This window comes from Pararcticibacter amylolyticus, assembly GCF_003130405.1.
GTDB lineage: Bacteria > Bacteroidota > Bacteroidia > Sphingobacteriales > Sphingobacteriaceae > Arcticibacter > Arcticibacter amylolyticus.
In genome coordinates this window covers 529,363-541,343 of sequence record NZ_QEAS01000001.1, presented here as the reverse complement: position 1 = coordinate 541,343, position 11,981 = coordinate 529,363, and the positions used below count along the sequence as shown (strand labels likewise).

Here is an 11,981-nt window from a genome sequence, read left to right as displayed (position 1 = left end):
AAATTCATGTCCTCACACCATATAGTTCGCGAAAAGCAGGAACCCGCATTACTGATTATGTCGCTGGAAGGCTTTAACCAGGAGAATCTTGGCCAGTTACTGGAATGGAGTCCCACCATACTTGTCAATGAGGATGTTTATGAAACAGCAGATTCGCTCGGCATCAAAATAGACGGTATCATCAGCAGCCAGGTTTCAGTCTCAATGCCATTACAACCAGGAACCTTTGTTATCCACACTGAAAACGCGCCGCTGGAAGATGCACTTAAGTACCTGGCCGGAGAGCAGTATCACTCGGTAAACATCATTACTACATCCTTTCACATAAAAGACTATGCTTTATTTGCAGATCATATCAACCTGGTAATCCTGACGCCCGATAAAAGAATCTTTCCTGTAAAGTCCGGCTTCAGCAAGTGGAAAGTCGCAAACGAGCACATTGAGATTCTTTCCGAGATCAGGAACATTCATTCGCAGGGCCTTGCAAAAGAGACCGATCATATCTACAGGACCGAAAAAGAAGGCTTCTATACTTTGAGTTTCGATCAGCCCTTCATTTTTATTGCGGAAGATCTCTAGGGGAAAATCACCTTAACATTGCAGCCTCTATATTTTTCATAGATCAGTTTATCTAAGTTTGCAGAAAAGCTGATAGCAGACAGCTAACGGCTAATAGCCAGCAAATATGATCCGCATAGCAAACCAGAACGACATTTCAGTTATAAATAAGCTTGCCAATGAAATATGGTGGCCTGCTTACGGCAAGATACTGTCGCCCGAGCAGATAAGATTTATGCTTGAAAAGATCTATTCCCCGGGATCGCTCAGGCAGCAAATGGACGAAGGACACACCTTTCTGCTGGTTGAAAAAGAACACCTTGCAGTTGCTTTCGCCTCTTTTTCATGTACGGAACCGGAAGAAGGAACCTTCAAATTACATAAGCTCTACATCCATCCGTCAGAGCAGGGAAAAGGCACCGGCAGCTGCCTGATCTCCGAGGTAGAGAACATGGCCAGGAGCAAAGGAGGAAAGATGCTTGAGCTCAATGTAAACAGGCATAACCCCGCTTTCCTTTTCTATAAAAAGCAGGGATTTTCGGTTTACAGCGAAGCTGACATTCCTTTCTACCAGTTCTTTATGAACGATTATATTATGATAAAACCACTATAAGGGAGGCTGGCTCAGGTTAAAATCTTCTATCTCCCGTGAAGAGCGCATCCTGATCATCTGCTTTTGCTTGCCGATCTCCGATTCAATCTTAGTGTCCTGCACGCCATCGGTAACGGCAATATCAAAGTCCTTCTCTTTGTAAGAGCCGTAAACAGCTGATTCTTCTACATTTTGCAGGGCGATATCATAAGGCCCCCTGTCACTCATCAGCTTGACAAACACCGGCAGGCATTCGAAGAGAATGAAAAGAAGACCGATGAAAGCGATCGCCAAATAGGTACCAGTATCCCGGCTTCCGTCGGCATTAAAACTTAACTGACCGAGAGCCCAGTTACGGTCGGCAAAACCAGCGACATTCGAAAGACTATCCAGTTGCTTTCCGCTGAACATCCTTTCGCTGCTTATGCCATCCAGATCCCTGCGGCGGCTGACATAACCTTCCATCGCTGCAATCTCAGACCGAACGGTTTGCAGCCTTGACACCTTCTCGCTCAGAACAGCTTCCTTTTGTTTCGCGAATGTACCAAAGCCCACCTTGCCCGAAGTCTGGTTGGTTTTATCCCCAAAGATCTCCTGGTTCAGCACATAACGGGAACGGTTAATATCCTTCTCAAGCGAGTCCTTTTCCGCAGTAAGGGATTTCAGTTTGCCGAGCTCATTTCCATACTTGTTGGCAAACGTAAGATTAAGCGTATCGATCTTCGACCGCTGGCCGTTCAGATACGTTGTACGCAATTTTTGCCTGATCTCCTTATCGAAGATCTTCAGCTCGAGCGGCCGGGAGATCACGATCCCGATCATGATAGCAAGCAGCACACGGGGCGTCGCCTGCAGGATCTGCTTATTGGAAGAGCCGTTCTTGTTAATACTTGAAACAATATACCTGTCCATATTGAAGATGGCCAGTCCCCAGATCAGGCCGAACAGCATAGCAAAGAGCACAGCGGCGTTACTGCCGGCGAAAACAAAATACATTGCATATCCACCCGAAAGGGAGGCAAACAGCGCCGTAAAGAAAATAGTAGCACCAATTCCTACATATTTGTTATGTTCAGTCGGAAATTTTCTGAGTGTGTGGACATGAGCCCCTGAACAGAACCAGAAAAAATCATTAATCTTCTTCATCAAACTACAATTAACCTTTTATGAAACGACCGGAAATCCCAGTTGTTACAGAGAGAAAGAAATATTAAGCATTTCTTTAAATCGCTCATAGTCAAAATTCTGCTTTTTCCGGAAAGCTTTTATGCAAAAATGAAGAGTGCATTATTTTTTTACACAACACTGATAGCCGGCAAAAGGCTGGATGCTTATATTTTATATCTTTGGGTTTAAAACTTCAGATTATGAAAGAAATAACAGTGGAAGAATTAAAACAGAAAATAGATAAAGGTGAGGATTTTCAGCTGATCGATGTCAGGGAGCCCTTTGAATACGAAGTTTCCAATCTGGGCGGCGAGAATATTCCGCTTGCAGGCGTACTCATTGAATCTGATAAGATCGCTGCAGACAAGCCGGTAATCGTTCAGTGCAGAAGCGGAAAACGAAGTGCGGCAGCCATTATGCAGCTGGAACAGCAGCTTGGCTATGAAAATCTTTACAATCTTGAAGGAGGAATCCTTGCCTGGAAAGAAAAATACGATCCGGGAATGCCTGTTTATTAACAACAAAAGACTTAGAATTAAATCACCCGTTCCCCGGCATTTGAATGCATGAAAGCCTTCAGATACCGGGGAATGATATATTGAAGATATACATGATCAAAAAAATACTCCTGAATGTAACCTATAATCTGGCCATTCTACTGTTCATATTTTTCCTGATATGGAGTATCAGGCACGAGAGATATTTGCTTTCTGCTGCATCCGTATTTATGATAGTGGTTGTTGTATTCCTTAAGGTCCGCCTGGTAAAAGAGGTTAAAACCCTTGCAAAAAAAGGGAGCTCATAGAGCAGAGAAATTATTTCGCCGGTGATGCGCTATTCTCCGGAACACTACTTTTCGTACCTGTACTATCCTGCAGCCTACTTTTTTCCCTGAATTCCTTAAATGATTTTTTAATGTAGATCATCAGGTCATAATCATTCCAGGTCCTGATCTGATCTACCGTGGGCAAATAATCGCCCCGAAATACAGGCAGCTCCTCATTAGTTATGGATGGGACGGCATTCCGGATAGTCAGGTCATTAAATCTCCGGGTAATTTCCTGGTAATCGAGCTCCTGGCTGGCATAGTTCTGGAAACGTCTTGCCCGTTTAGCATTTTTCCCAAAAAGTTCATTGATCGCTGTAAGGGGACTGAAGATTGCTGCCAGAAGAGGAGGACGCCCGTTATAATATACCCCCTTGCCCCTGTAAGCATCCTGAATCCCTTTCAGCTCGCCTTCAAGAGATTTTCCCTGTACTATAACCTCATCTAATTGAGTAACGGGAATAAGATAAATAATGGCATCTTTAAAATCAGAGGCCACAAACGTCTGCGGGGTATATCCTACAGCTGAAACCGAGAGTGTATCGCCCGCAGTTGAGACTATACTGAAAAAGCCGAGCTGGTTAGTCGTCACCGATACCATCGACCGCTTGTTCTGAATGACGGCACCGCTTATCCTGACGCCCCCGCCCCGTTTCAAAACAGCGCCCTGCTGAGTCCTGACACTTTGTCCCAATGCGCAGAAAACAGTCATGAGCAGGAAAATTACAGCAGATACCCGTTTTATGTAAAACATAATCCTTGCTAATGTAATTTATAATTCTTGAAAGAACTGGTATTTAACCATTTTTAACACAAATCGAACCAAAGCGGAAAGACATCACACATAAAGCCATGAAAAACGTTTTAATGAGAAATTAACCGGATTTCCAGATTCTGAATAAATTGTATCTTTGCCCATGATTAAATCCATGACTGGTTACGGCATAGCCTCTAATGATTATGCTAATGCTAAATATACCGTAGAGATCAAATCACTAAACAGCAAATTTCTTGAGCTTGCATTAAAGCTTCCCAAAGCATTTTCTGACAAAGAATTAATCCTCAGGAACGACTGCAGCAAACAGATAGAGCGGGGAAAAGTAAATATTACTTTCACGATTGAATACGCTGATAATGAGAAGAAAACAGCTTCTATAGATAAAGAACTCTTAACACTTTACTACCAGCAACTGAAGGCTTCAGCCGACGAGCTGAACGACAAGGGCAACAACCTGCTTGAACTTGCTTTGAATTTCCCGGAGGTGATTAAATATGATGAAGATATTGTAACAGAGGAAGAATGGCAGCAGTTATATCTCACGTTCTCTCAGGCAATGCTGAGCTTTCAGACCTTCAGGCTTGACGAAGGAGGTGTCCTGCAAAAAGACCTGATGCTTCGGATCAGGAATATTCTTGAATCACTGCAATTGGTGGAAGAGCAGGACCCCAAGAGAATACCCGTGATCAAAGAAAGGTTACTTCAGCTGCTTGCCGACTATGTAGGCAAAGAGAATACCGATCAAAACAGGCTTGAGCAGGAACTGGTATTCTACATAGATAAACTGGATATTACCGAAGAAAAAATAAGACTCAAGAGCCATTGCGACTATTTCCTTGATGCATTGAATTCTTCCGATGCCAATGGAAAAAAACTGGGTTTCATCTCACAGGAAATAGGAAGGGAGATCAACACAATGGGTTCTAAAGCCAATGACGCACAAATTCAGCAGATAGTTGTGCGGATGAAGGAAGAACTCGAAAAAATAAAGGAACAATTGTTAAACGTACTTTAGCAGATTTAGAAACATATTAGACCACACTTTTCACAATTATGACTCAGGGTAAGCTTATAATATTTTCCGCACCCTCAGGTGCCGGAAAAACAACTATTGTTCACTATCTGCTAAAAAAGATCCCGGAACTGTCGTTTTCCATTTCTGCCACAACAAGAGAATCAAGAGGAACAGAGGAGCACGAGAAAGACTACTATTTTATATCAAAAGAAGAATTTCTTCACAAGGTTGCCAAGCATGAATTTGTAGAATTTGAAGAAGTATACTCAGGAACATTCTACGGCACATTGCGCTCCGAAATACAAAGGATCTGGGACAGCGGGAAGCACGTAGTATTCGATATCGATGTACAGGGGGGAATGAGGTTAAAGAAGAAGTTCGGTAAACAGGCACTCTCAATTTTCGTCCAGCCGCCATCTCTTGAGATACTGATCCAGAGGCTGGCGGGCCGCGGCACCGACAGCGCTGAAAAGTTGAGAGAACGGATCGCGAAAGCAGGCAAGGAACTTTCATTTGCCAGGAGCTTTGACATTATACTTCCCAACAACGATCTTCAGACGGCGTGTGACGATGCCGAGAGAATCGTAAAAGAATTCTTGAAAAAATAACCCGTTCACTGCAGGACCTGGCAGACATCCCGTTCCAGGAAATGAGAACCATCGTTGCCCGGTCCTGCAGATATCTGATTTGAATTATGAAGGTTGGACTTTTCTTCGGCTCTTTTAACCCAATTCACACGGGGCATCTGATCATAGCCAACTATATGGCTCATTATACCGATCTGGACAAGGTATGGCTAATAGTCTCCCCCCATAATCCGCTGAAGGACAAAAACGGGCTCATCAACATGTACGACCGCCTTGAAATGGCCCGCCTTGCTACCGACCAGGCCGCGAGTATAATAGTGAGCGATGTGGAATTTAAGCTACCCCAGCCTTCTTATACCATCGACACACTTACTCACCTGGGAGAACGCTATCCCGAACACCAGTTTTCCCTGATCATGGGCCAGGATAATCTCGCATCGTTGAAAAAATGGAAAAATTACGAACTGATCCTGCGTGATTATCATATTTATGTATACCCCCGTCCCGGGTATCCGGTAACAGAACTGGCCGGCCATCCGTCTGTCACTGTTACAGAAACACCCCTAATGGAAATCTCCTCAACATTTATCAGGAAAGCCCTGAAAGAGGGGAGGAATGTCCAGTTCTTTATACCAGATGCCGTACTGGAATTTATAGATTCCAAAAATCTGTATCATTAGGATAATTAACGGGCAATCTCTATCTTTAATCGGCTGAACATTCTGCTTAAATTTACATCAAGTGAGTACCGAAAAAACTATCCTCAAGCTAAAGCTGCCTACAGATCCGAGATGGGTAAAAAACGTAGTCGAGAGCAATATCGAAGAGATCCTGACCGACCACGCCTTTTGCGAGCAAAAGGCTGCCAGCAATGCCATCACCCTGATTGTTCAGAACCCTGAACTGTCTGACCTGGTACAGGAGATGGCAGAATTAGCGAAAGAAGAGATGGATCATTTCAAGAGGGTTCACGACATTATACTTGAGCGCGGATATACACTGGGCCGCGAACGTAAAGATGACTATGTAAACGAACTTCTGAAGTTTCTGAAAAAAGGAGGCAGCCGCCGGGAACAGCTGACAGACCGCCTGCTTTTTGCCGCAATGATAGAAGCCAGAAGCTGCGAGAGATTTAAAGTGCTTTCTGAAAACATCAACGATCCTTTCCTCTCATCCTTCTATCACGAACTGATGATCAGCGAAGCCACACACTACACAACATTTATTAAACTCGCAAAAAAGTACGCCGACGGAATAGATGTGGACAAACGCTGGAACGACTTCCTTGAATATGAGGCTGTGGTGATTCAGAATTACGGCAAAAAAGAAACAGTACACGGATAATTGAAGCTTCAGGCTTCGTCATTTCCGCCACCCGATCGTTTCCCTCAGGTAGATGTCGATAAGCTCGATGTCCACTACATCATTCATGTAGCCGATATAAAGATCAGGCCTTACGATCACAGCTTTTTTATGATCTTCTTTTATTTCAAAGGCATCAAAAATATGCTGATTGCTGGAAGAGGGCGGAAGGTAGTAAAAGTTAAGCTGGGCAGGATATGTCGCTTTAATAAATTTAGCCAGCAAGTGCACGTCGCGCTGACTTATTAATCCGATGACCAGCAATGTAAAACCGGGTTTTGAGCACCAGGCGTGAAGATCGGAATGCTCTTTTCGCTTCTCGTCAAAGAGCTTCAGATAGGGCAAGCGGTCTCCGGCAGCAATCTCCCTGGTCCTGCTATGGTGAACAGACATTCCCGATGCCCGGTAATGCAGGGCAATTTGAGATATGTGCGAAAACAATCTGAATGGCATCCCGGAACGTTTCCAGATCCATTGAAACAGGCGTGGAAGAACATAATTGCGGATTTGCCTGATGAACCAGTTCCCCGAAACCGAAAGCGTGAAAAGCTTGTCGGTAGTGGCCAGCAACTGCTTTGCAATCCCCATTCGTTCTTCTGAATAACTATCGAGAATCTTCTCGTGGAACTCGTTTTTGATCACTCCCTGAAGCTTCCATGCGAGGTTATAAGCATCCTGAAGCCCGGTATTCATCCCCTGTCCGCCTACGGGCGAATGAATGTGGGCTGCATCCCCGATTAAAAAGCACCGCTTGTTTCTAAACCTCTCCGCAATGCGATGATGAAGCTTGTACACCGAGAACCACTGGCATACCTCTCCCTGCAACGGAAAATCCAGGGTATACGTCAGGTAGGGCTTCAGATCATCAAATGTCACATCTGCTCTGTCCTTCAGCGTTTGAGGAAGCACCCCGATAAAGCGGTAGGTCTGGCCATTTACGGGAAAAATCCCCATAAACCCCTCCTTTTTAAGGAAGAGCCTCGCAGCAGAGACATCCCCCTGGTCCTTCATCACAATATCAGCGAGGTAAAAACGATTGAGATAGGTCCCCCCGGCAAAACTTAATCCCTGGCTCTTCCGGACCTTACCGGAAGCCCCGTCTGCACCAATTACCCAATCGCACTTTATTTCCTCCTCTGTTTCCCCCCTCTTCAGTTTTACCTTTGCTCCCCGGTCGTCACTCCGGATGTCCAGCAGTTCCGTATTCCAATACACCGGGCAGGCGTTCGAAGTCAGGTAACCGAGAAGGATCTTCTCCGTTTTGCTTTGTTCCAGGATTAGCACATAGGGGAACGCGGTAAGCATCTTATCTTTCTCCGTCAGGCTGAAAGCAGCCACTTCCGCATCCTGGTATACAGCGAGCCTGTCGACAGGGTTACCTTCAGCGAGGGCAGCTTCATTCAGACCAAGCTGGCGGAAGATCTCCAGAGAACGCGCCTGAACGGCAAGTGCCCGTGATTCTTGATTGAGACCGGTTTTAGCATCGATGATCACCGGCTGAATGCCATATCTCAGCAGTTGCGCCGCCATCATCAGACCGGAAGGGCCGGCACCAACAATGAGGACGGAACAATCATGAGGCAGCAAATTCATTTAAGCAGCAGAAAAATCACAGGTTTCTTATGAAGGTCGATCTTCATCTTCCTCCATTGTTCAACAGGCCGGGAAATAATTTGTTCGTCTTCAGCTGTCAGATTACAAGCCACACAAAGCCTCGTGCGGCCATGACAGCTTTTTAAAAGCTCTTCGAGCAACTGGTTGTTCCTGAACGGCGTCTCAATGAAGATCTGGGTCTGACGGAACTTTTCAGATAGCGATTCAAGCTCCTTTATCCTTTTTGAACGCTGTGCTTTATCAATGGGCAGATACCCGTGAAAGGAGAAACTCTGCCCGTTAAACCCGGATGCCATCAAAGCAAGAAGAATAGAACTTGGCCCCACCATCGGAACCACGGTAATATTCCTTCTGTGAGCTTCCGCTACGATTTCCGAGCCGGGATCGGCCACAGCCGGACATCCTGCTTCGCTCATAAGGCCCACATTTTCACCGGCTTCCAGCTCATTGAAATATATGGCAATGTCGTTCCGCTCAGAATGTTTCCCATAAACATGGATCTTCAATTCGCTCTGGGGAGTCTTAAGCTCCATGCTCTTCAGCCAGTGCCGGGCGGTCTTTTCATTCTCAACAATGTAGGTGCTTACCTTGTTAATTAACTGGATTTGCATCATTGGAAGTACCTTTTCAACCGAATTTTCGGCCAAAGGTACGGGGATCAGAAAAAGTGTTCCTTTAGGCATTGTTGCAAATTTGATCTTTTTTCCTTATATATTGTATTGTAAAAGGAGGATTTATGACGTCTTTAAGTGTAAACTGGTTTATTGAAGGCTCTGTTGATTTTGAATACAAGAAATATCTGCTTCTCGCTTATTTACAACATGTAAACCGTCACTTTCACAGAACCAAACTGTATCCGGATCTGCATGATCTGATTTTCCACTATAATAATCTTCTTAAGTTTAAAGAAGACAAGTCGAACCTGCAGAAATCATTCCCGGAACGTCTGACTAATGCAGACATTGAGGCCGTCAACCTGACTTACGAGAAGATGGTAAAGGATGATTCCCTGATGCAGGAGATTGAACAGATCATCAACTACTCGCTCAGGAAAATGGATCCGGCCATCAAAGCCGGAAAAGAGATCTATGACTTCGTGGAAAGCAGGCTTAAGATCGAGACAATAGGAGTGGTTCCCCTCTACCCCTTTCATGGCTACATGCTCCTCAGGAACGGCGATGCCAAAGCTACCAATGTTTACGAATTCAGGGTAACGATCTTCGAAGGGAAGGATGAGAAATACCGGGGGATTAACACCCAGTTTGTGACCAACTACGACCGTAATTTCATTTACGGCACACCCGAAGCGATCAGGAAAGATCTCATTCATAACAGGAGAGAGTTCCCCAACCCGGCAGTTTATCATGTAGAAACGGATATCACGTTTCCTCTCGAACAAACATTGCTGCCCCTGGCTAAACGAAGTCTCATCAAGTACATCTCCAGCGTTGCTTAGGCTCACCGGCGCCAGATAAAACATCATGAACTGACGCTGAAAATATCAAGGCCGGCAAATCACACAAAATACTAATCAAATTAGTATTTTTGAATTTTAGAAATAAATATGGGCCTTGACAGCGGTCAGTTTTACGAGTACCTTTTAGTTGTTTCACCTGACTGGCGGGTCAACCTCCAGATAGCAAAGGTTCAGCAACACTTTACCAGGCACTATGGCTGCAGGTTTGCAAATCAGTTGAAGCCGCATATTGTACTCGTAAGCTTTGTACAACACCTCAGCGCCGAAAAATATATAATCAAGCATTTCGAACGGTTCACCCGGACGGTCACTCCCAGGATCATTGAAACAGGCACATTCGCTTCCACTCCTCCCCATTGTATCTCTGCCGGTTTAAAGGACCCCGGTCCCCTCACGGAGATTATAACAGATCTGCGCATGAAATATGAGAAGCAGTTGAAGATTCCCGGCGCTGTCAAACCTGTATTTGCCGGTGCACCTCATATAATCATTGCAGATAACTTACCGGAAGAACAATTTGAACAAGCCTGGAATGACTGGCAGGAAGCCAGCCTCGACTGCTCTTTTAAAGCCAAAGAAATGCTCTTAATGAGGCGGGAGCAGGGCGTCAGTACAAATGGATACCAGCTTATCAAGTCCTTCCCATTTGCTGCAACTTCATATTCCAGGCACACCCAGCTCACCTTATTTCACTCGTAACAACCTGTAATCATTCCGGAACAGCCACGCAGGATCAACGTTTGCCGGTCAGGGCCTTGATATCACGGATTTCCAGTACCTGCTTTTCATAGCCCGTTACAGCCGCATTGATCATGGCATTTCCCAGCTCATGCATGGTGATCACACTTGCGGGAGCGAAAAACTTAATAACCTTCGTAATAAGACGGTAAACAGATTTCCAGTTTTTCTGACCATCAAACGGAAGCATCGCTCCAGGACGAAAATTATATTCCCCTTTAAACGGCAGAGCAGCGAGCGTATTCTCCGTGCGGCCTTTCACCCTCGCCCACATCATTCTGCTCTTTTCGCTGCTATCGGTACCCGCCCCTGATATATAGCAAAAGGTCATGGCACCGTTTACCTTCAGCAGGCTACGCGCAAAAGCCAGGGTAGTATCAAACGTGATATGGGTATATTTCTCCTCCTTCATGCCTACAGAACTAATCCCGGCACAAAAAAAGCAGGCATCATAATCTGCTATCTCCTGCGCATGCTGGTCAAGCTGAAAGAAATCCTGCACGATCAGTTCTCTCAGTTTAGGATGCTGAAGCTCATAATGCCGCCGGTTTACCATCAGAATCTCTGTTACCCTCGGATTCTGAAGGCATTCGAACAACACCCCTTCGCCTACCATGCCAGTAGCGCCTGTAATCATTACTTTTAGAGCCATGCTAAAAAGTTTAAAGTGGAAAGTTTAAAGTTCAAAGTCCTGGATATTTTCTCTAAGTTAAGCATTCAGAGGTTTTATTCTTCATAAAATCGACGGCACTGGTTTTACGGGCGGGAAGCAGACGGCAAGGGTTGATACAAAAAAGGCCCGGATACCGGGCCAAATTCAAAGATATTCTGATTATATTAGTTATAGGAAGCGGAGATATTGGTAATCTTCCAGCCATCAGTACCGCTGGTAAAGGTGACGTAATTAACCTTTGTAAAATCGCTGTACTTCATAGAGATCTTTACGATCGCTTGCGGGCCGGCCATTTCAAGCACGCTAAAGTCTGTCCGGCAGTTCTGAACCAGCCCTTCATAACTTTTAAATACTTCCAGGAACTCTGACTTGTTATAGCTCCTGACTTCGTTATCTGAGTGCATGGTGTATTTAGCTCTCGCATCAAGCAGGTTTGACAGCTCCTTACTATTTCCCGTGTTTACAGCATCGATATACGAGTTAACTGCAAAATACATTTTATTCTTCGAGACGCTGCTGCCATCATTGGCAAATGCACTGAATGAAAAGACGATTAAAAAAGCGGCGGTTAATGATTTGATAGTTTTCATGATC

Annotated in this window: 16 protein-coding genes; 10 read left to right on the top strand and 6 right to left on the bottom strand. The window is 44.9% G+C overall.

Annotated elements, in window-relative coordinates; translation table 11 throughout:
- Positions 1-579 (top strand): hypothetical protein (locus DDR33_RS02325; protein ID WP_238387628.1); only part of this gene is annotated, 579 nt, incomplete at its 5' end.
- Positions 580-685: 106 nt separating this feature from the next.
- Complete coding sequence (locus DDR33_RS02320) at positions 686-1,171, top strand: GNAT family N-acetyltransferase (RefSeq protein WP_109414128.1); 486 nt, start codon at positions 686-688, stop codon at positions 1,169-1,171.
- On the opposite strand, the gene DDR33_RS02315 is transcribed toward DDR33_RS02320, so the two are convergent.
- The gene (locus DDR33_RS02315; protein ID WP_109414127.1) at positions 1,166-2,296 is read right to left on the bottom strand and encodes a DUF4407 domain-containing protein; all 1,131 of its coding nucleotides are present in this window, start codon (positions 2,294-2,296) and stop codon (positions 1,166-1,168) included. The genes DDR33_RS02320 and DDR33_RS02315 overlap by 6 nt on opposite strands.
- 221 nt (positions 2,297-2,517) lie before the next feature.
- Here DDR33_RS02315 and DDR33_RS02310 point away from each other — a divergent pair, with 221 nt between their 5' ends.
- Both DDR33_RS02310 and DDR33_RS02305 read left to right on the top strand, forming a co-directional pair.
- Positions 2,518-2,835, top strand: coding sequence for a rhodanese-like domain-containing protein (locus tag DDR33_RS02310; RefSeq protein WP_109414192.1), 318 nt, complete (start codon positions 2,518-2,520; stop codon positions 2,833-2,835).
- A gap of 92 nt (positions 2,836-2,927) precedes the next feature.
- Positions 2,928-3,122, top strand: coding sequence for a DUF6358 family protein (locus tag DDR33_RS02305; protein ID WP_146198678.1), 195 nt, complete (start codon positions 2,928-2,930; stop codon positions 3,120-3,122).
- Between the two features lie 10 nt (positions 3,123-3,132).
- Here the strand turns inward: DDR33_RS02305 and DDR33_RS02300 are convergent, their stop codons facing one another.
- On the bottom strand, positions 3,133-3,855 hold the full coding sequence (locus DDR33_RS02300; protein ID WP_158280612.1) for a hypothetical protein: 723 nt from the start codon (positions 3,853-3,855) through the stop codon (positions 3,133-3,135).
- Positions 3,856-4,060: 205 nt separating this feature from the next.
- Between DDR33_RS02300 and DDR33_RS02295 the strand changes: the two genes are divergently transcribed.
- The 4 genes from DDR33_RS02295 to miaE all read left to right on the top strand — a co-directional run bounded on the left by DDR33_RS02295 (position 4,061) and on the right by miaE (position 6,867).
- Positions 4,061-4,936 (top strand): YicC/YloC family endoribonuclease, encoded by an 876-nt coding sequence (locus tag DDR33_RS02295; RefSeq protein WP_238387627.1) that lies wholly within the window; start codon positions 4,061-4,063, stop codon positions 4,934-4,936.
- A 38-nt stretch (positions 4,937-4,974) separates the two neighbouring features.
- Positions 4,975-5,544, top strand: coding sequence for a guanylate kinase (gene gmk / locus DDR33_RS02290; protein WP_109414123.1), 570 nt, complete (start codon positions 4,975-4,977; stop codon positions 5,542-5,544).
- Between the two features lie 86 nt (positions 5,545-5,630).
- On the top strand, positions 5,631-6,203 hold the full coding sequence (gene nadD / locus DDR33_RS02285) for a nicotinate (nicotinamide) nucleotide adenylyltransferase (RefSeq protein WP_109414122.1): 573 nt from the start codon (positions 5,631-5,633) through the stop codon (positions 6,201-6,203).
- Positions 6,204-6,264: 61 nt separating this feature from the next.
- Entirely contained in the window at positions 6,265-6,867 is a 603-nt protein-coding gene (gene miaE / locus DDR33_RS02280; protein WP_317047407.1) for a tRNA-(ms[2]io[6]A)-hydroxylase, read from the top strand.
- A gap of 18 nt (positions 6,868-6,885) precedes the next feature.
- Here miaE and DDR33_RS02275 read toward each other — a convergent pair whose 3' ends face one another.
- Both DDR33_RS02275 and DDR33_RS02270 read right to left on the bottom strand, forming a co-directional pair.
- Positions 6,886-8,478 carry an FAD-dependent monooxygenase gene (locus tag DDR33_RS02275; RefSeq protein WP_109414121.1) on the bottom strand — a complete coding sequence of 531 codons (1,593 nt, stop codon included), beginning with the start codon at positions 8,476-8,478 and terminating at the stop codon, positions 6,886-6,888.
- Positions 8,475-9,182, bottom strand: a complete 708-nt coding sequence (locus DDR33_RS02270; protein WP_109414120.1) for an SAM-dependent methyltransferase — start codon at positions 9,180-9,182, stop codon at positions 8,475-8,477. The genes DDR33_RS02275 and DDR33_RS02270 overlap by 4 nt, the downstream gene beginning before the upstream one ends.
- Before the next feature lie 53 nt (positions 9,183-9,235).
- Here DDR33_RS02270 and DDR33_RS02265 point away from each other — a divergent pair, with 53 nt between their 5' ends.
- A complete protein-coding gene (locus DDR33_RS02265) occupies positions 9,236-9,955 on the top strand; it encodes a hypothetical protein (RefSeq protein WP_109414119.1) in 720 nt (239 codons plus the stop codon).
- Positions 9,956-10,063: 108 nt separating this feature from the next.
- Positions 10,064-10,675, top strand: coding sequence for a 2'-5' RNA ligase family protein (locus DDR33_RS02260; RefSeq protein ID WP_109414118.1), 612 nt, complete (start codon positions 10,064-10,066; stop codon positions 10,673-10,675).
- A gap of 34 nt (positions 10,676-10,709) precedes the next feature.
- Here the strand turns inward: DDR33_RS02260 and DDR33_RS02255 are convergent, their stop codons facing one another.
- Both DDR33_RS02255 and DDR33_RS02250 read right to left on the bottom strand, forming a co-directional pair.
- On the bottom strand, positions 10,710-11,366 hold the full coding sequence (locus DDR33_RS02255; RefSeq protein ID WP_109414117.1) for an NAD-dependent epimerase/dehydratase family protein: 657 nt from the start codon (positions 11,364-11,366) through the stop codon (positions 10,710-10,712).
- Between the two features lie 185 nt (positions 11,367-11,551).
- A partial coding sequence (locus DDR33_RS02250; RefSeq protein ID WP_109414116.1) for a nuclear transport factor 2 family protein occupies positions 11,552-11,981 on the bottom strand: 430 nt, incomplete at its 5' end.